The sequence below is a fragment of the Pseudomonas sp. ATCC PTA-122608 genome (genome assembly GCF_001952855.1).
Classification (GTDB): Bacteria; Pseudomonadota; Gammaproteobacteria; order Pseudomonadales; family Pseudomonadaceae; genus Aquipseudomonas.
The window spans coordinates 259,970-280,163 of the sequence record NZ_LPNO01000013.1 but is presented as its reverse complement, the minus strand read 5'-3'; the positions used below and the strand labels follow the sequence as shown (position 1 = coordinate 280,163).

Below are 20,194 nucleotides of genomic sequence, written 5' to 3'. Positions count from 1 at the left end.
GCGCATCGATCACGTGGGTGCCTCATCAGTGGAGGGCTGACACTTCGATAATCAACCTGCTGCCACAAGCGACCTGCTCTGACTACGACCTCAGGTGAGCAAGAAACGACATCACATCGCCAGCAGGACGATTTGTAGGATATTCACCGACGATCCCGCCCGAACTTTGCATGTCAAAATTATGCTAACCCACTGGGAGGGCACAAATCCGGGTAAGATGCGCGCCTTTGCCCCCAGACGGCCTGATCATGCCCGCGACTGCACGTTTCCCGCTCCTGCCTTATTTATTTGCCCTGATCCTCGGTGTGCTGGCCCTCGGCGGCTATTGGTACGGCCTTGGCCAACCGGTGGTGCTGCCGGACGTGGCGAGCGCCAGCCACAAGCTGCAATGCGCGTCCTACACGCCCTTCGACAAAGACCAATCGCCGTTCGACCAGCCGTTCAAACTGCGCCCCGAGCGCATGGACGCCGACCTCGCGTTGCTGTCCACCCGTTTTGAATGCATCCGCACCTACTCCCAGACCGGCCTTGAAGCCTTGCCCGAACTGGCGCGCAAACACGGCCTGAAGCTGATGAGCGGCGCGTGGGTCAGCAGTGATCCGGTGGCGACGGCGAAAGAAGTCGATGCGCTGATCGCTTCGGCCAACGCCAACCCCGACGTCATCACGTCGGTGATCGTGGGTAACGAAACCCTGCTGCGCAAGGAAGTTACCGCCGCGCAGTTGGTCAAGTTGATCCACCAGGTCAAAAGCCAGATCAAGCAGCCGGTCACCTATGCCGACGTGTGGGAGTTCTGGTTGCAACACCCGGAAATCGCCCCGGCGGTGGATTTCCTGACCATTCACTTGCTGCCTTACTGGGAAGATGACCCGTCGGGCATCGACCAGGCGCTCAAGCATGTGGGCGATGTTCGCCAGACCTTCGGCAACAAGTTCGCGCCCAAGGATGTAATGATCGGCGAGACCGGCTGGCCGAGCGAAGGCCGCCAGCGGGAAACCGCAGTGCCGAGCCGGGTCAACGAAGCCAAGTTCATGCGTGGGTTCGTGGCCATGGCTGAAGCCAATGGCTGGCACTACAACTTGATCGAAGCGTTTGACCAGCCGTGGAAACGCGCCAGCGAAGGTGCTGTGGGTGGTTACTGGGGTCTGTTCGATGCGGATCGCCAGGACAAAGGCGTGCTGGCAGGGCCGGTGACCAATGTGCCGTACTGGCCGGTTTGGCTGGGGGTTGGCGGGATTATCCTGCTGGGTACGCTGCTGCTTGGCGGCCGCGTGCGCACCACTCGTGCTGCGTTGTTGTTGCCGTTGCTCGGTGCCGTCGCTGCCTGCTCGATCGGCACCTGGGCCGAATTGAACCGGGTCACAGCGCGCTTCGCCGATGAGTGGGTGTGGGCTGGATTGCTGGTGGCCTTGAACCTTGCGGTACTGGCTCACGCCGCCCTGGCGTTGAGTGCACGTGAAGGTTGGCGTGAACGCGCCTTCAACTGGATCGAGCAACGCGCTGGCTGGCTGGTGGCAATCGCCGGGTTCGCCGGTGCGGTCATGATGCTGGCGCTGGTGTTTGACCCGCGTTATCGCAGCTTCCCGAGTGCCGCGCTGGTGCTGCCGGCGCTGGTGTACCTGGTGCGTCCGGTGAGCGGGCTGCGTCGGGAGATTGCATTGCTGGCGTTCATCATCGGTGCCGGCATTGCGCCGCAGCTGTACCGTGAAGGGGTGATGAACCAGCAGGCGTGGAGTTGGGCGGTGGTGAGCGGGTTGATGGTGGCCGCGTTGTGGCGGTGCCTGCGAGTGCGCAAAACCTGACACCTGTTACTTGTAGGAGCGAGCTTGCTCGCGAAGGTCGCCAACGATAACGCGGGAAACCTGAGACCCCGTGTTGTATTGAAGCCTTTCGCGAGCAAGCTCGCTCCTACAGGGTTGGACGTCTGTCAGGCTGCCCGAGGCGCCCTGACCAACCGCAACCCCGCAATCACCACCGCAAACACCGCAAAAGTCGTGTTGTACAACGCCAATGCCGGAAAGCCGAACACCAGCGCCAACACCGCCAACCCCCACCCGGCCCGGCCCGGCACAAAAAACGCCAGCACCGACGTGACCAACGCCGCCCAGCCCAGCACCTTGAAGTGAATCATCAACCCCAGGTTGGAACGCACCTGGCATTCCCAGCGGCTGGCTTCGTCAGCACAAATGCCAACCCAACGGCCATCCTCCATGAATCCATAACGCGCGCCATAACTGGCGGCCAGCCAAAGCGGCAGGGCAATAAGCAACAGGATCAGCGGAAAACGGCGGGACATGGGGCACTCCGATAGACGAAAACGGCGCCCAGCTTAATCCCCCGGCAGCCGTTGGCAAGGCTTGGAAACAGATAAGTATTCAATAGTGCCTGCCAAAGTGTATCGTCTCGCTACTATTACCCCGATTCCGACGTTTTTTCCGACTTTTAGTGCCGAAGGCTGGCACTTCGGCAGCAACGCGGTGGTCATAGCCTGCGAACTCCAATTCAGCACATTTTCCTCTTAGGGATTTAGTCATGCTCCGTTCCTTGCGCTGTGCGGCCCTCTTGGGCAGCCTTTTTCTGAGTGCGTCAGCACTGGCGGTCGATATCGACCAAGCCAGCTATGGCTACCCTTTGACCAACCCGTTTGAAGCAACCATCGCGACCACCCCGCCGAACCTGCGGCCGGAACTGCCGTCCGACGATGAAATCAATCAGTCCGACTACACCCTGACGATGCGCCCCGAGCGCGAGTTCAGCCTGCCCGACAACTTCTGGGCGGTGAAGAAACTCACCTACCGCATCGCCAAGCAAGACCGTGCCGCACCGCTGATCTTCCTGATCGCCGGCACCGGCGCACGCTTTGACAGCACCATCAACGAATACCTGAAAAAGCTGTACTACAAGGCCGGTTACCACGTCGTCCAACTGTCGTCCCCCACCAGCTTCGACTTCATCGCCGCCGCCTCGCGCTTCGCCACCCCCGGCATCAGCCAGGAAGACGCCGAAGACATGTACCGTGTGATGCAGGCGGTACGCGCGCAAAACCCGACGCTGCCCGTGACCGACTTCTACCTCACCGGCTATAGCCTCGGCGCCCTCGACGCAGCCTTTGTCAGCAAACTGGACGAAACCCGTCGCAGCTTCAACTTCAAGAAAGTCCTGCTGCTGAACCCGCCGGTCAACCTCTATACTTCGATCACCAACCTCGACAAGCTGGTGCAGACCGAGGTCAAAGGCATCAACAACAGCACCACTTTCTATGAACTGGTGTTGAACAAACTGACTCGCTACTTCCAGCAAAAGGGCTACATCGACCTGAACGATGCCCTGCTCTACGACTTCCAGAACTCCAAGGAACACCTGACCAACGAACAGATGGCGATGCTGATCGGCACCTCGTTCCGCTTCTCGGCGGCCGACATTGCCTTCACCTCGGACCTGATCAACCGCCGCGGCCTGATCATCCCGCCCAAGTACCCGATCAGCGAAGGCACCAGCCTCACCCCATTCCTCAAGCGTGCGCTGCAGTGCGACTTCGACTGCTACCTCACCGAACAGGTGATCCCGATGTGGCGTGCCCGTTCCGACGGCGGCAGCCTGTTGCAACTGGTTGACCAGGTCAGCCTGTATGCCCTCAAGGACTACCTGCACGACAGCCCGAAAATCGCCGTCATGCACAACGCCGACGACGTGATCCTGGGCCCGGGCGACCTTGGCTTCCTGCGTAAAACCTTCGGCGATCGCTTGACCGTCTACCCCCTGGGCGGCCATTGCGGCAACCTCAATTACCGCGTCAACGCCGACGCCATGCTGGAGTTCTTCCGTGGCTAAATATCTTCTGCTGCTCGCCGCCCTGATGTGCGCGGGCGTGGCCAATGCCGACAACAGCAAGGCTCACACGCCGACCGTAATCGACTCCGATGGCTTCAAGGAGCCACTGAGCCATCTCAAGTTCAACCCTGGCCTGGACCAGCGTGAGTTCGAGCGCTCGTCGGTCAACGCCCTGAATGTCTACGACCCGCTGGAGTCGTGGAACCGCCGGGTGTACCACTTCAACTACCGCTTCGACCAGTGGGTGTTCCTGCCGGTGGTGGACGGTTACCGCTACGTCACCCCAAGTTTCCTGCGCACCGGCGTCAGCAACTTCTTCAACAACCTGGGGGATGTGCCCAACCTGTTGAACAGCCTGCTGCAACTCAAGGGCCATCGTTCCCTGGAAACCACCGGCCGCCTGCTGCTCAACACCACCATCGGCATCGCCGGTCTGTGGGACCCGGCCACCGCCATGGGCCTGCCGCGCCAGAGCGAAGACTTCGGCCAGACGTTGGGCTTCTACGGGGTACCGGGCGGTGCCTACCTGGTGCTGCCGCTGTTTGGTCCGTCGAACCTGCGCGATACCACCGGCCTGCTGGTGGACTACGGCGCCGAGACCGAGATCAACTTCCTGAACGTGTCCAAGGTCAGCGAAAACCACCCGGAAATCTGGGCCCTGCGCGCTGTCGACAAGCGCTACCAGACCAGCTTCCGCTACGGCCAGATGAACTCGCCGTTCGAGTATGAAAAGGTGCGCTACGTGTACACCGAGGCGCGCAAGTTGCAGATCGCCGAGTAACCTTGAACACGTAAAAAGAAGGCTATTCGAGTGATCGAATGGCCTTTTTTACCATTTGTTATCCATCAATGAAGCCTGCGGAAGGTCAATACACGCTGTGCTCTCGCAGTGGCGGGGGCGCCCTCAAAACTGTAGGCTGCGGACCAGCGAACCCCCTCCGCCAATCAACGAGGTTCGAACATGTTGATGTCCATCGATCTAAAAAATTTTAAGAGTTATGAGAGTGCCACGCTGCCACTGGCAGCCCTGACTTTTTTGATCGGAGCCAATGCCTCCGGTAAAAGTAACGTGCTTGAAGCTATTCGCCTTCTCAACTGGCTAGCCAAGGGCAGCCGCCTAGATGACATTACGCGTTCGATCCAAAGCGGTGATGCTGTTGTTCGCGGTCAAGCAAATGACCTGTTCCGCAACATCCAAAAGAGCTTCAGTTTGGGCGCGCACTTTGGTGAAGCCAAGGAAGGCTGGTGTGACTTTGATATATCAATCGGACTTATCGCCGACCAATTGGTAGTCACGGGAGAAAGAGTCGACAACCCAACTCAGAACGTTCCTCTGTATCAAGTTGACGGTGTATCAACTTCCCACACTGACGAAATCAGTGTGGCCTATAACAACTTCAAACGCGGAAAAAATAAACCACACATTCCCTGCTCAAACCGGCAAGCCATTTTCTATCAAATCGAAACACCGGGAAGGTTTGAAGCCAGTCATGTGGAGTCGCAGCGGGTTATTCCTCTCGTGACACGGGCTGTACGTGAAACGTTGCGCAACGTTGTATTTCTTGATCCTAGTCCAGCGCTCATGCGTGATTACGCGTATTTAAAAGATGATCAGATAAAAGAAGACGGCAGCAATCTCTCTGCTGTTCTGTATAGCCTTTCCCAAACATCAGACGAGAAAAGAAAGCTGCTGGGGTTCATAAAGTCACTGCCTGAACAAGACATAACCGACATTCAATTTATTAAAACTGATCGTAATGATGTGATGGTACGCCTGGTCGAAACCTTCGGCCAAACGAGCCGAAATGTAGATGCCCCTCTTCTCTCCGATGGAACGCTACGCGTGCTGGCAATCGGCGCGACACTGCTGACAGCGCCAATCGGCTCTCTGGTTATCATCGAAGAAATCGACAACGGCGTTCATCCCAGCCGGGCTGAAACCCTCGTACGCCAACTGGAAACCATCGCTTCTGAACGAAAATTGCGAGTGTTGCTTACCTCACATAACCCGGCACTCCTGGATGCATTACCTGACAGTGCTTTAGCGGACGTCGTGGCTTGTTATCGCGATCCCGATGAAGGTGACAGCCGTCTTATACGGTTGGGCGACCTCGAACGCTACCCGGAACTCGTCGCCCAAGGCCCGTTGGGACAATTGATGACCAGACGTGTTCTGGACCGTTTCCTGAAAGACAAAACAACGAAGGAGGAGCGCGAAGCAAACACGATGGACTGGTTTGAGCAACTGAAGGCAAGCACTTCAGGAGTGCAGAAATGACAGCCGTCTGCCTTCTCGACACGTCCATTTTCCTCGAAATCCTGAATATCCCAACCAAAGCGTTACAGCATGAAGCCATCCTGGAACAGCTTGGGGAGCGCCTGCGTCTTAGGGAAACCTTGTTTCTTCCAATGGCGACAATATTGGAAACAGGCAATCACATCGGACAGAACGGCGATGGACGAGAGCGACGTGCTTGCGCACAGAGATTTGTTGAGCAAGTAAACGCAGCTCTGGCGGGTGGGTCTCCCTTCAAACCGATCAGCTTTCTGACTGCCAAAGAAATGGCCGTCTGGCTGGCTGAGTTTCCTCAGCATGCGGCCACTGGCAGTGGACTTGGAGACCTTTCTATCATTCATGACTGGAATCGACTTTGCTCGCTCCATCGCGGACAGCGGGTTTACATCTGGTCTCTTGATGCACATCTCAGCGCGTTTGACCGAGCACCTGAGCTCTAGATGGGGACATACAATACAGCTCGTGATCGAGCCACGTAGGCCATTCAATTGTATGGCCTTTTTTTCGCCATCTATTTGACCAACCGCTTTTCCTTGGACGGCCTGTAGCCAAAGTACGCGCTGTAGCACTTGCTGAAATGGCTCGGCGAGACAAACCCGCAGGCCACCAGCACGTCGACCTGGGACAGCTCGGTATGTTGCAGCAGCCGGCGGGCCTCGGTGATGCGCAGTTCCAGGTAATAACGCTGGGGCGTGGTGCCAAGCTGCTCCTTGAACAAACGCTCCAACTGGCGCCGGGAACGGCCGGCATACACCGCCAGTTGTTCAAGCTCCAGGGGCTCTTCGAGATTGGCATCCATCAGGTTGACCACCTCGCGCAACGGCGCGCTCAAGCAGACGTTCTCGGTCGGTTTCACCCGCCGGTAGCGCGACTCCTCAAACGCCAGGATGTCCTCGATCCCCTCGACCAGCGCTTTGCCGTACAGCCCCTTGATCCAGTCCAGCGCCATATGAAACGCACCGGAAGGGCTTGAAGCCGTCAGCCGGTCGCGATCAATCACATACGGCTCGCTGCTGACCTGCGTCGCCTTGCAGAAATCGGCCAGGGCCGGGCGATGTTCCGGGTGCACGGCGCATCGATAGCCGCTCAGCAAACCCGCACGCCCGAGGAACCACGCGCCATTCCACAAGCCGGCGAGGTGCACACCCTGCTCCGCAGCGCTTTTCAGCAGATGGATGAATTCGTCGGAGGCCTTCAGTTCGGTGCGGTAACCACCGCAAATCACCAGCAGGTCCAGCTCTTTAAGCACCGAAGACTCAAGCCGCGCATCAGGCCGGATCACCAGCCCCAGGTCGCTGGTCACCTCGCCTTCCTGCAAGCCGAAGGTCGAGGTAGAAAACGACGCAGGCCGCAGCAGGTTCGCGGTGATCAGCGTATCCAGCGCCTGGGTGAACGCCGGCAGCGAGAAATGTTCGAGCAACACAAATCCCGCACGCACCGTTTGACGGGTCTCGCCGGGATTTTCATTCAGATAACGGAGGTTCTTGCCTTTCATGCCCCCGCTGAATTGCCGCCGCTCGATCAAGTGCCTACGCCCTCACCCGCTTCCAAAGGTTACCCACCACGCTGACCACCGCCAACACCACGGCCCCGGCAATGATCCCTGCCACGGCATTGAGCAACGTCGGCATCAACCACGCCAGGCCGCCAGTACTCTGGCTCACCGTCTCGATCCAGTGATGCACCACCGGCACACCATGGGTCAGGATGCCGCCGCCGACCATGAACATCGCCGCCGTGCCGATCACCGACAGGCTTTTCATCATGTAGGGCGCCGCCCGCAAAATCGCCGCGCCAATGCTGCGCGCTGCCTGGCCTGGCTTTTGGGTCAACCACAGGCCCAGGTCATCGAGTTTGACGATGCCGGCCACCAGGCCGTAGACGCCGATGGTCATGACGATGGCGATGCCCGACAGCACGATCACTTGCTGCATCAGCGGCGCATCGGCCACGGTGCCGAGGGTGATGGCGATGATTTCGGCAGAGAGGATGAAGTCGGTACGGATCGCGCCCTTGATCTTGTCCTTCTCGAAGGCCACCAGGTCAGTGGCCGGGTCCGCCACGGCTTCCACCAAGTGTGCCTGCTCTTCGGTGCGCTGGTGCAAAAAGGTATGCGCGAGCTTTTCGAAGCCCTCAAAACACAGGTAAGCACCGCCCAGCATCAACAACGGCGTGACCGCCCACGGTGCAAACGCGCTGATCAGCAAGGCGGCGGGTACCAGGATCAGCTTGTTGACGAACGAGCCCTTGGCCACCGCCCACACCACCGGGATTTCTCGCTCGGCGCGCACCCCGGAGACTTGCTGGGCATTCAGCGCCAGGTCATCGCCCAACACGCCGGCGGTTTTCTTCGCGGCCATTTTGGTCATCAACGCCACATCGTCGAGCACTGCGGCGATGTCGTCGATCAATACCAGCAAACTGCTTCCTGCCATGGCTCGGGCTCCCGTGATTCAAAGTGCGCCGAGAATAACGCGGCGCACACCGGGTTAGCGAGCCGTTCAGTGCTGAGGGGTTTGCCAACCGCCGCCCAGGCTCTGGATCAGCGCCACACTGCCCTGGCTGAGTTGGCCCTGGGTGTCGCGAAGATTCTGCTCGGCTTGCAGCAGCACCAGTTGCTGGGTCAGCACATTCTCCTGGCTGACAGTACCGGCGCGCAGTTGCGCTTCCTGGCTGCCGAACAGTTGCTGATTGCGCTGGTAGACCTGCTGGAACGCATCGGCCTGGGTTTGCAGATGGTTGATCGCCGATAGGTTGTCTTCGACGTTCTGCAAGGCGCTGAGCACGGTGCCCCGGTAGTTGGCGGCGATCTGGTCGTAGCTGGCCTCGGCCTGCCTGACCGCCGCTTCACGGGCGCCGCCGTCAAATAGCGTTTGCGCCAGCGCCGGCCCCAACGTCCAGATGCGATTGGGCAAGGAGAACAATCCGCCCAGGGCGCTGCCGCGATAGCCGGCCTCGGCGGTGAGGTCCAGCGTCGGGAAAAACGCGGCTTCGGCCACGCCGATTTTCGCGTTGGCCGCCGCGGCCGAACGCTCCGCCGCGACCACATCGGGACGCCGTTGCAGCAAGGTCGAAGGCAGGGTCAAAGGGGGAAGCGGCAGCACGAAGCGGTAGTCATCCCGCGCAGCTACGGCAAACTCGCTCGGCGCCACGCCCACCAGCACCGCAAGCGCGTGTTCGTATTGCTCGCGGTCGCGCAGCGAGGTCTGCAGGTCGGCAATCGAAGTGGTCAGTTGATCCTGGGCCACCAGCAACTGGTCGTTGGTGGCGACGCCCTGGGTGAACTGCACTTGGATCATGTCCAGCAACTTCTGGTTGATAGTCTGTTGCTGCTGCAACAGGCGCACGTCGATATCCATCTGCCGCAGGGCGAGGTAGTTACTCGCCACGCTGGAGCTGATGGACAGCCGCACCCCGGCCAGCAACGCATCGGATTGCTGGGCCGTGGCCTGGCTGGACTCTATCCCGCGCCGCACCAGGCCCCACAGGTCCGGTTCCCAACTGGCGGTCAAGGTTGCGCTGACACTGTTTTCCACGCCGCCAGCGTTGGTGACGGTGCTCGACGTGCCGCTGCCCGCCGTTCCCCGCGTACCCGACAACCCTACGCCAACGGTGGGCCACAACCCCGCCCGGCTGGACGCCACCTGTGCCTGGGCCAGACGATAAGCCGCCTCCGCCGCGATGATCGACTGGTTGGCCTTCGCCGAGCGCGCCACCAGGTCGTTCAGCACCGGATCCTGATAAGCCAGCCACCACTGACTGTCCATCGCCCCTTGGGGGTTGGCCGCCGCGCGCTGCCACTGCGCGCCTTCCTTGAAGGTCTGCGGCAGTTCCATGGCGGGCTTCTGGTAATCGGGCCCGACCATGCAGCCGCCGAGCAGCAGGCTGATGCAAAGCACGCTGTATTTCACGTTCATAACTTTGCTTCCTTACGCCGACCCAGGCGCTGTGACGCCCGGTCAAGCCACAGGTAAATCACCGGGGTGGTGTACAGCGTCAGCACCTGGCTGAACAGCAGGCCACCAATAATCGAAATCCCCAACGGCCGACGCAACTCCGAACCGTAGCCGGTACCGAGCACCAGCGGCAGCGCGCCAAGGATCGCCGCCAGGGTGGTCATCATGATCGGCCGAAAGCGGATCAGGCAGGCCCGGCGAATCGCTTCCTTGGCCGTGAGGCCGAACTCCCGCCGCTCGGTGATCGCGAAGTCGATCATCATGATCGCGTTCTTCTTCACGATACCGATCAACAGAATCACCCCCACCAGCGCAATGATCGACAGCTCGGTGCCGGTCAGCAGCAAGGCGATCAACGCACCGACACCGGCCGAGGGCAAGGTCGAGAGGATGGTCAGCGGGTGCATCAGGTTTTCGTAGAGGATGCCCAGCACGATATACACCGAGAGCAGCGCGGCGACGATCAGCAACGGCTCGCTGGCCACCGACGACTGGAACACCTGGGCCGTACCGGCAAACTGGCCGACCACACTGGCGGGCATGCGCAGTTGCTTCACTGCATCGTCCACCATCGCCGTCGCCTGGCCGATGGACGTGCCGGGGGCCAGATTGAACGAGATGGTCACCGCCGGGAACGTGCCCTGGTGACTGATGGAAATCGCGGTGCGCGCCACCGTGTTGTCCGCCAGCGCCGACAGCGGCACCAGCGTCTGTCCGGTGGTCAGGTTGGGCGCTGCCGTAGTGCCTTTGGTGGTCGTGGCCTGGGTGCCCGTCGGCACGTAAATGCCCTTGAGCGCGGAAGGGTCGGTCCAGTATTCCGGGGCGATTTCCATCACCACGTGGTACTGGTTGGCCGCGCGATACAGGGTGGCGACCTGGCGCTGGCCAAAGGCGTCGTACAGCGCCTGGTCGACCGCCGAGATACTCACCCCGAGGCGCGCCGCCGTGTCGCGATTGATCTGCACATTGGCCAGCAGGCTGTTGTCCTGCTGGTCGGTATTGAGGTCGGTCAGTTGTGGAAACTTACGCAGCACCGCCACCACCTTGGGCACCCATTCATCCAGCGATTCCTGGTCATCGGCGGTCAGGGTGTATTGGTACTGCGCGCCACTTTGCCGGCCACCCACGGTGATGTCCTGGGCCGACTGCAAATACAGCTTGGTGCCGGGCAGGTCGCCGAGGCTGCGACGGATTTGCCCGATGACTTCGGTAGCGCTGTCCTTGCGCTCCCCCAGCGGCTTGAGCAAGACAAACATCTGCGCGCTGTTGACCGCCCCACCGCCGCCTCCGCCGCCGCCGACAAACCCGGCGGCGGTTTCGATATTCGGGTTTTTCATCACCTTGCGGTTGATCTCGGTGAAGTCCTTCTGCATCGCCCCGTAGGAAATGCTCTGGTTCGCCAGGATGCTGCCCTGCAAGCGCCCGGTGTCTTCCTGGGGGAAAAAGCCCTTGGGCACCAGCACATACAACACGCCGGCGAGGACGATCACCAACACCGTGCCGAACCCCATCAGCACCGTATGGTCGATCACCCAACCCAGGGTGCGATCGTAGAAGCGGTGAAAACGTGAATCCGGATGTTCGTTGCCTTGGTGAATCTCCTTCGGCGCGCGCAACAGCACACTGGCGAGCATCGGCGTGACCGTCAGGGAGATCACCATCGAAATCACGATGGCCACCGACAACGACACCGAAAACTCACGGAACAGCCGCCCGACAATCCCGCCCATCAGCAGCAGCGGAATAAACACCGCCACCAGGGACACGCTGATGGTCAGTACCGTAAAGCCGACTTCACGGGCCCCTTCCAGCGCGGCCTCCACCCGGGTCTTGCCGCGCTCCAGGTGGCGCATGATGTTTTCCACCACCACGATCGCATCGTCCACCACAAAACCGGTGGAAATGGTCAGCGCCATGAGTGACAGGTTGTTCAGGCTGTAGCCGAGGAAGTACATCGCGCCAAAGGTGCCGAGCAGCGACAGCGGCACCACGATCGCCGGCACCAGGGTGCTGCGCCAGTCGCGGAAGAAACCGAACGTGACCAACGTCACCAACAGGATCGACACCAGCAACGTGATCTCGACGTCGTGCAACGAGGCGCGAATAGTGGTGGTGCGGTCCATCAGCAAGTTGAGCTTGATCGTCGCCGGAATCGAGCTTTGCAGAAACGGCAGCGAGGCTTTCACCGCGTCCACCGTCTCGATCACGTTGGCCCCCGGCTGCTTGAACACCACCAGCAGCACCGCCGGCTTGCCGTTGGACAGGCCGAAGTTGCGCAGGTCCTGCACGTCTTCACGCACGTAGCCCAGGTCGGAGATATGGATCAGGTCGCCGTTGTGGGCCTTGACCACCAGCGGCCCGTAGTCCTCTTCGTTGAGCAACTGGTCGTTGGCGGCAATGCCGTAGTTACGGTCGCCGATGGCCACGTTGCCCTTGGGCAGGTTGACGTTGGAGGCGTTGATCACCTGGCGCACCTGCTCCAGGCTCACGCCGTACTGGTTGAGCCGGTCGGGGTTCAACTCCACCCGCACCGCCGGCAGCGCGCCGCCGCCCACCGTCACGTCACCGACGCCGGTGGTCTGCAACAACTTCTGCTCCAGCAGGGTCGAGGCCACGTCATACATCTGCCCCGGCGTGGCGCTGTCGGAGGTCAGGCTGATGATCAAAATCGGCGAGTCGGCCGGGTTGACCTTGCGGTACGTCGGGTTGCCCGACAGGTCACTGGGCAGGTTGCTGCGGGCGGCGTTGATCGCGGCCTGCACGTCCCGGGCGGCGCCGTCGATGTCGCGGTTCAGGTCGAACTGCAGGATGATCCGCGCCGAGCCGAGGCTGCTGGACGAGGTCATCTGCGTGACCCCGGCGATCTGCCCGAACTGGCGCTCCAGGGGCGTGGCCACTGAGCTGGCAACCGTGGTGGGATCGGCACCGGGCAACGAGGCGCTGACGCTGATGGTGGGGAAATCCACCTCCGGCAGCGGCGCCACCGGCAGCAACATAAAGGCCAACGCGCCGAACAACGCGAGGCCGGCCGCCATCAAGGTGGTTGCAATCGGGCGGCGAACAAACGGCGCGCTGAGGTTCATCGCCATCAGACCGCTTCAGCCGGACGGCGGCTGAAGCGCTGCCCCAGGCTGTGCATGGCAAGAAAGATCACCGGCGTGGAAAACAGCGTCAGCAGTTGGCTGAGCAACAACCCGCCGATAATCGCGATGCCCAGTGGATGACGCAGCTCCGAGCCAATCCCCGTCCCCAGCGCCAGCGGCACCGCGCCGAACAGCGAGGCCATGCTGGTCATCAGGATCGGCCGGAACCGCAACTCCGCCGCCTGACGGATCGCCGCCGTGGGGCTCAGGCCACCCTCACGTAATAACTCCAGGGCAAAGTCGACCATCATGATGCCGTTTTTCATCACGATGCCGATCAGCAACACAATGCCGATCAAACCGATAATGTCGAACTGCGTGCCGGTCGCCAGCAGCGCCAGCAAGGCTCCGAGTGCCGCCGAGAGCAGCGTCGAAAGGATCGTCACCGGGTGCACAAAGCTCTCGTACAGAATCCCCAGCATCAGGTACACCACCACAATCGCCGCCACCACCAGGAACACCTGATTCGACAGCGATTGCTCGAACGTCGCCGCCGCACCTTCGAGGTTGGCCTGCACCGACAGCGGCAAGCCGACCTTGGCCTCGATGTCCTTGAGCCGCGTCACCGCCGCGCCAAGGGTCTGGCCGGGCGCGAGGTTGAACGACACGTCGGCATACGGAAACTGGCCCAGCCGGTTAATGGTGACGGGGGCCCGCACCACCTGCAGCGTCGCCATGCTCGACAGCGGCGCGACACCGCCACCCGGGATGTCCACGTACAACCCCGTGAGCAGGTCAGGCAAGTTGCGCGGCGGATGGTCGGTGGCGATTACCACGTGGTACTGGTTGAGTTGGGTGTAGATCGTCGACACCTGGCGCTGGCCGAAGGCGTCGTACAGCACGTCATCGATCGCCTGGGGCGTGATGCCCAGCCGCGAGGCGGTGGCGCGGTCGAACGTCAGCTGGATCTGGTTGCCGAACTGCATCGCCTGGCTTTGCACGTCGGTGAACATCGGGTCTTGCTTGATCGCGGCCAGCAGCTTGTTGGTCCACGTTTCCAGTTCGTCCGGGTCGGTGGCTTGCAGACCCAGGCGGTAGCTGGTGGTGGACACCGTGGCGTCGAGGGTCAGGTCCTGCACCGAGTGCAGGTACAGGCGGATCCCAGCGTCGTCGGCGTTGGCATCGGAGAGCCGGCGGATCACTTTGGTGGCGCTGTCACGTTCACCCCGCGGCTTGAGGTTGATCAGCAGGTTGCCCTGGTTGATGGTCGGGTTGGTCTGGTCAATCCCGACGAAGGACGACAGGCTTTGCACGGCCGGGTCCTTGAGGATTCGGGCGGCGAGACGTTGTTGTTCGGTCTGCATCTGCTGGAACGAAACCGTCGGCGCCGCCTGGGAAATACCCTGGATCAGGCCGGTGTCCTGGTCGGGGAAAAAGCCCTTGGGCATGATCACCAGAATCATCAGGGTCAGCGCGGCGGTGAGCGCTATCGAGATCAGCGTTAACGTGCGATGCGCCAGTACCCAGTCGAGGCCACGCACGTAGTGGGTGTTGATGCGGTCGAAGAAATCCGCGCGGCGCTCCTGGTGCTTATTCTTCAACATTCGCGCGCACATCATCGGCGTCAGGGTCAGCGAGATGAAGGCTGAGATAACAATGGTCACGGCCACGGTCATGGCGAATTCACGGAACAACCGGCCGACAACATCGCCCATGAACAGCAGCGGGATCATCACTGCGATCAGGGCGATGGACAGCGAAATAATCGTGAAGCCAATTTGCTCCGAGCCCTTGAGCGCCGCCTCCAGCGGTGAGTCTCCCGCCTCGATATAGCGCGTGATGTTTTCGATCATCACGATGGCGTCGTCCACCACGAATCCGATGGCGATGGTCAGCGCCATCAGCGTCAGGTTGTTCAGGGAGAAGCCCAACGCATAGGCCACTGCCAGGGTACCCACCAGCGTCAACGGAATGGTGACGGCGGGAATGATCGTGGCCGGCACGTTGCGCAGGAACGCGAAAATCACGATCACCACCAGCGCGATGGCCATGGCCAGTTCGTACTGCACATCGGTGACCGAGGCGCGGATGGTTTGCGTGCGGTCGGTCAGCACCTCGACCTTCAAGGTGCCCGGCAAACTGGCCCGCAGCTTGGGCAGCAATTGCTGCACGCGGTCGACCACTTGAATCACGTTGGCGCCGGGTTGGCGCTGGATGTTCAGCACAATCGACGGCGTGCTGTTGGTCCACGCGGCCTGGCGCGGGTTCTCCGGGCCCTGGGTGGAAGTGGCGATCTGCGACAGGCGAATCGGCGCGCCGTTTTTATAGGCGATCACCAGGTCGCGGTATTCCTCGGCCGATTGCAGCTGGTCGTTGGCACCGATGGAATACGCCTGGAACTTGCCGTCGATATTGCCCTTGGCCTGATTGACGTTGGCCGTGCCGAGCGAGCTGCGCAGGTCGTCGATGGACAGGCCAAGACTGTTGAGCGCCGAGGTATTCGCCTCGACCCGCACCGCCGGACGCTGGCCGCCGCTGATGGTCACCAGACCGACGCCGGTGATCTGCGAGATCTTCTGCGCCAGGCGCGTGTCGGCGAGGTCTTCGACCTTGGTCAGCGGCAATACGTCGGAGGTCAGGGACAGGGTCAACACCGGTGCATCCGCCGGGTTGACCTTGCTGTACACCGGCGGGTACGGCAGGTTGGCAGGCAGGAAAGTGCCGGCGGCGTTGATCGCGGCCTGCACCTCCTGTTCGGCGACGTCCAGGGACAGCGACAGGTCGAATTGCAGGGTCACCACCGAAGCGCCGTCGGAGCTGGTGGAATTCATGGATTTGAGGCCCGGCATCTCACCGAGTTGACGTTCCAGCGGCGCGGTAATCGACGAGCTGACCACGTCCGGGCTGGCGCCGGGGTATTGGGTGAAAACCTGGATGGTCGGGTAATCGACTTCGGGCAAGGCCGACACCGACAGCAAGTGATACCCCAACAGGCCGAGCAACAGCACCGCCACCATCATCAAGGTGGTGGCGACGGGACGTTCGATAAAGGGCCGCGAAATGTTCATGCTCGGCAGCTCCTCACTGGGCGACGACCTTCACGGTCGAACCGTCATCCAGCTTGTCGGCGCCTTCGGTGATCACCTGCTCCCCCGGCTTGACCCCGCTCTCGAGCACCGCCGACACATCACCCATCGACGGGCCGGTCTTGATGTTGCGCAGACTGGCCTTGTCGCCATTCACCACGAACACGAAATCGCCCTTGCTGCCATGCTGGATCGCCCGGGTGGGCACCACGGCGACCTGGGTCAAGGTGTCGGCCTTCAGGCGCGCATTGACGAACTGGTTGGGGAACAGCGCATTGCCCGAATCATCGAACTGCGCCTTGACCTTGATGGTGCCGGTGGTGGTGTCTACCTGGTTATCCAGGGCCAACAGGCTGCCGGTGGCCAGCAGGGCTTTTTTATTGCGGTCGTAGGCCAGCACCGTCACAGCGCCACGGCCCAGGGCCTGGTTGATAGCGCCCAAGTCGTCCTCGGGCACCGCGAACACCACGGTGGCCGGGTTCATCTGGGTAATTACCACAATGCCGGTGGTGCTGGTGGTGGTGACGTAGTTGCCCGGGTCTACCAGGCGCAGGCCCACCACACCGTCGACCGGCGAGGTGATGGTGCAGTAACCGACCTGCACTTCAAGGTTCTGCACATTGCCTTGGTCGGCGGCCACGGTGCCCAGTTGTTGCTGAACCAGGGACGCCTGGGTATCGACGGTTTGCTGGCTGGTGGAGCCGGCCTTGACCAGTTCGCGGTAGCGTGCCAAATCGCGCTGGGCATTGCTTAACACGGCCTGGTCGTGGGCCAGGGTACCCTTGGCCACGGCCAGTTGGGCCTTGAGGGCACGGTCATCGATCCGCGCAATCACCTGGCCCTTGCTGACGTGCTGGCCTTCCTTGAATTCCACGCTGCTGAGGATGCCATCGACCTGGGTGACCACGGTCACACTGCGGGTCGGCGTGACGGTGCCTAGGGCATCGATGTAGACCGGCACGTCCTGCAAGGCGACAGGCACCACGGCGACCGGTTCACCGGGTGCGGGTGGCTTGCCTTTGTGCCCACCTGCAAAGAAGTGCAAACCCAAGGCAATCAACAACGCTAGCAGTAACAACGTGCCAACTGCCCAGGCGAACGTACGTCGTCTGCTGTTCTCCACGGTTTCTCTCTCGAACGCCGAAATCAGGATGGGGCGAGCCACCTGATCGGCCACTCGCTGCCCTGAACTCTAGCAGCGCGCCCGGCCTGTGCCTGTACGACCGTGAATGCGTTCAGCATCAAGACAGACAAAGTCAGCTGCAAGCCCCGAGGCACAGGGGCTGCGTAACGATCATCAACGATAGCTGTAGGCTGTCAGCGCCGTGCGATCGATGTGCTGGTCAAGGCGTTTGAGTGCCACTTCCATCGGGCACAGCAAACCGGCCTGGGTGCTGACACAGCCTTTTCCACTGGCGAGGTCCGCATGCAAGGGCGGCTGCGCCGCGGTCAGCGGCGCCAACTGGCGGATTTGCCCCAGGGATTGCGCCTCGAATGCCACCCGCAGGAAATAGCGACCGGTCTTGAGCTGCTTGTAGCGCTCGAACTGCAGGCTGCCTACCGGTGGAATGTTGCCTTCCAGGTAGTCCCCCAGGGTCCAGCGAAAACCCAGCAAGGTGCGCAGATAGGAAATGTTGGTGTCGTGGGCCACCAGCAGGGTGAAACGTACGTCCGGCGGGTTGCCCAGGGCATCCGTTGCGGCCTGGGGCGTGCCTTGCTTGAGGGCCAGGGAAATCTGGTTCATCAGCTGCGAGCCACCGCGGCTGGCAATGTAGAGGCTGTCGTTGATGAAGTCGTACTTGGCCTTGGTCAACGTGGTCAGTTGCGCGACCTGTTGCACCGTTGCGCCATGACCGAACGCCACCTGGTACAGCGGCAGGCCTTCGCTGTATTCCAGGCGGAAGGTTTCCCCCAGGTTGGCTTCCAGGCTCAGGCCTTTGATGGCGACGCGACCATCTTCATCTTCGACCAGTTGCCAGGGTTGATCGCGGTATTGGCACGCGCTGGCCTCACCGCAGATGACACTGCGCAATTGCTGTTCGGCAACCTGGTAACGCGCTTGAGCGCCGACAACGCTGCCGCCCATGCGCTCCAGCACACTGTCTTCGGCACGCCGGGGATCAAGTCGCGCGAACGGCATTTTATCGGCCTGGAACAACGCATCCTTGTCGCCCTGCACCACGCTCGGCTGTAAGCCACAACCCGGGAAAAGGCCATCAAGCAGGGCCGTGGCCGTGGCCTGGGTACGTTGCAGGGGACTGGCGCGAACGAATACTTCGCCTGGGCCCGGGCAGCCGCTGGGCAACAAGCCCGCAGCGCGCAGCACCTGGCCACGGTAGCGGCCCATTTCCACCGCCGCGGCGTAGCCATGGCCGGTCAGGTGCCCGTCCGGCACCGTCCAGTTGGGCAACTCGCGGCCGATGGCCTTGGCCAGTTTGGCGCTGTCGGTGGGCGGTCGTACGCCATGACGGCTGACCTGCACCACCTTGTCCAGCACAAAACCGTCGGCCGGCGCCGCCTGCACCGAATACGCCGAGATCAGGCCCAGCAGTAAAAAGGGGGTAAAGCGTGTGAGAGAAGGCATGCGAGCATCCTGTTTCGGGTGAACGTACGAGCCAATCCCGCTCATGGCAAACGGGAATGGCCGCGCAGGGTCAAGGGTAGCGGTAAGCCGTCAGCGCCGAACGGTCAATTGTGTGGCCGGTGCGTTCGACGAATTGCGCGATCGGGCACAGGGTCCCGACAGCGGTGTGTTGGCAGCCGGGCTGATCGAAGTCCGTTTGCAACGGCGGGTGCGCAACGTCCAACGGCTGCAACGCGCGGATCTGGTCCATGCCTTGGGTAATGAACCGTGTGCGAACAAAACGCTCACCGGTCTGGCTGTCGCGGTAACGCTCGAATGCCAGTGTGCCGGTCGGCGGGATATTGCCCGGCTGGTACTCGCCCAGCGCCCAGGTAAAGCCCAGCATCGTGCGCAGGTGCGAGATGTTGGTGTCGTGGGCCACCAACATTAACAGGCGCGCAGGTGGCGGGTTGCCTAGAGGATCATTTTTTTCCAGCGCCGTGCCCTGCTCCAGGGCCAGCACAATCTGGTTCATCAACTGCGAACCCCCACGGCTGGCAATGTAGGTCGTGTCATTGATGAAGTCGTATTTGGCCCTGTGCAAGCGCCCCAGCGCCGAGACTTGTGCTGCATCCCTGGCGTGACCAAAGGCCACGTCGGCCAGGGGCATGCCTTCGCTGTATTGCAGGCGAATGGTCTCGGCCATGGACGAGGCCTTGTCCAGGCCTTTGATCTTGAAGCGCCCGCCATCGCCTTCCTTCAGTGCCCAAGGGGTATCGAAGAACGGGCAGGCTTTGCCGGTTTCGCACACAGCGTCTTTCAGGCGTTCCAGGTCCGGTCGCAAGCGCTCCTGGGCCGCTTGAAGAGTGCCGCCGAGGGCTTGCAGTATCTGCGCCTTGGCGATGGCCGGGTCAAGTTTGGCGAAGGGCATTTCATCGGTCTGGAACAGCGGGTCAGGCTTGCTCCGCGCCCGGGCCTTTTCGCCACAGCCGGGGAACATGCCGTCCAGCAGCGCGGCAGCGGTGGATCGGGTGCGTTGCTTGGGGCTGGCGACGGCGACCACACTTCCCGGCTGCGGACAGCCGTCAGCCAACAGGCCCGCGTTGCGATAATAGGCGGCCTGCCAGGTGCCCATCTGGCTGGCAGCCAGGTAGCCATGGCCGGTCAACTCGCCGTCCTGCACCAACCACGGCGTCCAGTCGCGGCCCGTGGCTTTGACCAGTTTGTCGGTGTCGGTGGGCGAACGCACACCATGGCGGCTGACCTGTACGGCTTTTTCCAATACATAGTGGCTGCTTTCGGCGGCTTGAAGGCCCGCACACAGCGTGAGCGCGGCGACAGCCAGGCCCGTTCGTTTGAATACGGTCATGCGCAGTCTC

Annotated in this window: 14 protein-coding genes; 5 read left to right on the top strand and 9 right to left on the bottom strand. The window is 61.5% G+C overall.

Annotated features, from left to right (window positions below; translation table 11 throughout):
• Positions 1–248 precede the first annotated feature (248 nt).
• A complete protein-coding gene (locus tag AU074_RS14060; RefSeq protein ID WP_076015346.1) occupies positions 249–1,802 on the top strand; it encodes a glycosyl hydrolase family 17 protein in 1,554 nt (517 codons plus the stop codon).
• A gap of 125 nt (positions 1,803–1,927) precedes the next feature.
• Here AU074_RS14060 and AU074_RS14055 read toward each other — a convergent pair whose 3' ends face one another.
• Positions 1,928–2,296 (bottom strand): hypothetical protein, encoded by a 369-nt coding sequence (locus AU074_RS14055; protein ID WP_076015219.1) that lies wholly within the window; start codon positions 2,294–2,296, stop codon positions 1,928–1,930.
• Between the two features lie 236 nt (positions 2,297–2,532).
• Here AU074_RS14055 and AU074_RS14050 point away from each other — a divergent pair, with 236 nt between their 5' ends.
• The 4 genes from AU074_RS14050 (at position 2,533) to AU074_RS14035 (ending at position 6,567) form a co-directional block, all read left to right on the top strand.
• Complete coding sequence (locus AU074_RS14050) at positions 2,533–3,831, top strand: serine protein kinase PrkA (RefSeq protein WP_010166231.1); 1,299 nt, start codon at positions 2,533–2,535, stop codon at positions 3,829–3,831.
• Positions 3,824–4,612: a VacJ family lipoprotein gene (locus AU074_RS14045; RefSeq protein ID WP_076015218.1), complete on the top strand. Its 789-nt coding sequence runs from the start codon at positions 3,824–3,826 to the stop codon at positions 4,610–4,612. Before AU074_RS14050 ends, AU074_RS14045 begins: the two co-directional genes overlap by 8 nt.
• Positions 4,613–4,792: 180 nt before the next feature.
• Entirely contained in the window at positions 4,793–6,109 is a 1,317-nt protein-coding gene (locus tag AU074_RS14040; RefSeq protein WP_076015217.1) for an AAA family ATPase, read from the top strand.
• On the top strand, positions 6,106–6,567 hold the full coding sequence (locus AU074_RS14035) for a hypothetical protein (RefSeq protein WP_076015216.1): 462 nt from the start codon (positions 6,106–6,108) through the stop codon (positions 6,565–6,567). The genes AU074_RS14040 and AU074_RS14035 overlap by 4 nt, the downstream gene beginning before the upstream one ends.
• A 71-nt stretch (positions 6,568–6,638) precedes the next feature.
• On the opposite strand, the gene AU074_RS14030 is transcribed toward AU074_RS14035, so the two are convergent.
• From AU074_RS14030 to AU074_RS13995, 8 genes are all read right to left on the bottom strand, one after another.
• A complete protein-coding gene (locus AU074_RS14030) occupies positions 6,639–7,622 on the bottom strand; it encodes a GlxA family transcriptional regulator (protein WP_076015215.1) in 984 nt (327 codons plus the stop codon).
• Between the two features lie 34 nt (positions 7,623–7,656).
• Entirely contained in the window at positions 7,657–8,562 is a 906-nt protein-coding gene (locus AU074_RS14025; RefSeq protein ID WP_076015214.1) for a DUF808 domain-containing protein, read from the bottom strand.
• A 66-nt stretch (positions 8,563–8,628) separates the two neighbouring features.
• A complete protein-coding gene (locus AU074_RS14020) occupies positions 8,629–10,044 on the bottom strand; it encodes an efflux transporter outer membrane subunit (RefSeq protein WP_076015213.1) in 1,416 nt (471 codons plus the stop codon).
• On the bottom strand, positions 10,041–13,166 hold the full coding sequence (locus AU074_RS14015; RefSeq protein ID WP_076015345.1) for an efflux RND transporter permease subunit: 3,126 nt from the start codon (positions 13,164–13,166) through the stop codon (positions 10,041–10,043). Before AU074_RS14015 ends, AU074_RS14020 begins: the two co-directional genes overlap by 4 nt.
• A 5-nt stretch (positions 13,167–13,171) precedes the next feature.
• On the bottom strand, positions 13,172–16,234 hold the full coding sequence (locus AU074_RS14010; RefSeq protein ID WP_076015212.1) for an efflux RND transporter permease subunit: 3,063 nt from the start codon (positions 16,232–16,234) through the stop codon (positions 13,172–13,174).
• A gap of 13 nt (positions 16,235–16,247) precedes the next feature.
• Positions 16,248–17,375 carry an efflux RND transporter periplasmic adaptor subunit gene (locus tag AU074_RS14005; protein ID WP_076015344.1) on the bottom strand — a complete coding sequence of 376 codons (1,128 nt, stop codon included), beginning with the start codon at positions 17,373–17,375 and terminating at the stop codon, positions 16,248–16,250.
• A gap of 174 nt (positions 17,376–17,549) precedes the next feature.
• On the bottom strand, positions 17,550–18,836 hold the full coding sequence (locus AU074_RS14000) for a histidine-type phosphatase (protein WP_076015211.1): 1,287 nt from the start codon (positions 18,834–18,836) through the stop codon (positions 17,550–17,552).
• Positions 18,837–18,906: 70 nt separating this feature from the next.
• Positions 18,907–20,184: a histidine-type phosphatase gene (locus AU074_RS13995; RefSeq protein ID WP_076015210.1), complete on the bottom strand. Its 1,278-nt coding sequence runs from the start codon at positions 20,182–20,184 to the stop codon at positions 18,907–18,909.
• Positions 20,185–20,194: the final 10 nt, after the last annotated feature.

Excerpts from the sequence above, each read along its gene's own strand:
- AU074_RS14060 (WP_076015346.1), top strand. The coding sequence starts at position 249 with ATGCCCGCGACTGCACGTTTCCCGCTCCTGCCTTATTTATTTGCCCTG.
- AU074_RS14055 (WP_076015219.1), bottom strand. The coding sequence starts at position 2,296 with ATGTCCCGCCGTTTTCCGCTGATCCTGTTGCTTATTGCCCTGCCGCTT.
- AU074_RS14050 (WP_010166231.1), top strand. The coding sequence starts at position 2,533 with ATGCTCCGTTCCTTGCGCTGTGCGGCCCTCTTGGGCAGCCTTTTTCTG.
- AU074_RS14040 (WP_076015217.1), top strand. The coding sequence starts at position 4,793 with ATGTTGATGTCCATCGATCTAAAAAATTTTAAGAGTTATGAGAGTGCC.
- AU074_RS14035 (WP_076015216.1), top strand. The coding sequence starts at position 6,106 with ATGACAGCCGTCTGCCTTCTCGACACGTCCATTTTCCTCGAAATCCTG.
- AU074_RS14030 (WP_076015215.1), bottom strand. The coding sequence starts at position 7,622 with ATGAAAGGCAAGAACCTCCGTTATCTGAATGAAAATCCCGGCGAGACC.
- AU074_RS14025 (WP_076015214.1), bottom strand. The coding sequence starts at position 8,562 with ATGGCAGGAAGCAGTTTGCTGGTATTGATCGACGACATCGCCGCAGTG.
- AU074_RS14020 (WP_076015213.1), bottom strand. The coding sequence starts at position 10,044 with ATGAACGTGAAATACAGCGTGCTTTGCATCAGCCTGCTGCTCGGCGGC.
- AU074_RS14015 (WP_076015345.1), bottom strand. The coding sequence starts at position 13,166 with ATGAACCTCAGCGCGCCGTTTGTTCGCCGCCCGATTGCAACCACCTTG.
- AU074_RS14010 (WP_076015212.1), bottom strand. The coding sequence starts at position 16,234 with ATGAACATTTCGCGGCCCTTTATCGAACGTCCCGTCGCCACCACCTTG.
- AU074_RS14000 (WP_076015211.1), bottom strand. The coding sequence starts at position 18,836 with ATGCCTTCTCTCACACGCTTTACCCCCTTTTTACTGCTGGGCCTGATC.
- AU074_RS13995 (WP_076015210.1), bottom strand. The coding sequence starts at position 20,184 with ATGACCGTATTCAAACGAACGGGCCTGGCTGTCGCCGCGCTCACGCTG.